Source organism: Halomonas sp. ALS9, assembly GCF_001651035.1.
Taxonomy (GTDB): domain Bacteria; phylum Pseudomonadota; class Gammaproteobacteria; order Pseudomonadales; family Halomonadaceae; genus Vreelandella.
In genome coordinates, this window is the sequence record NZ_LXRG01000123.1 from 1 (window position 1) to 211 (window position 211).

Below are 211 nucleotides of genomic sequence, written 5' to 3' on the forward strand. Positions count from 1 at the left end.
GGTAACCGGCTTTTTGCAGTAGGCACAATAAGAAATTAAGCGCTCCGCCTTTCATCTCGTCCAGCGAGAGGTCGGGGAAGCCGGGGCCGCGCTGGCTATGGGGCCGGTGGTCCATCGGGCAGGAAAGCAGTCCACGCACGTTCTCAATGACGAGGAAGCGTGGCTGTATCTCAATGGCCAGATTAATAACCGTTAGAAAGGCGTTGCCGCG

1 protein-coding gene is annotated in these 211 nt (G+C 57.3%); it reads right to left on the reverse strand.

Features of this window, described 5'->3' with window-relative positions; translation table 11 throughout:
* On the reverse strand, positions 1–211 hold a 211-nt coding region (locus tag A6R74_RS10435), incomplete at both ends, for a DNA cytosine methyltransferase (RefSeq protein ID WP_131798065.1).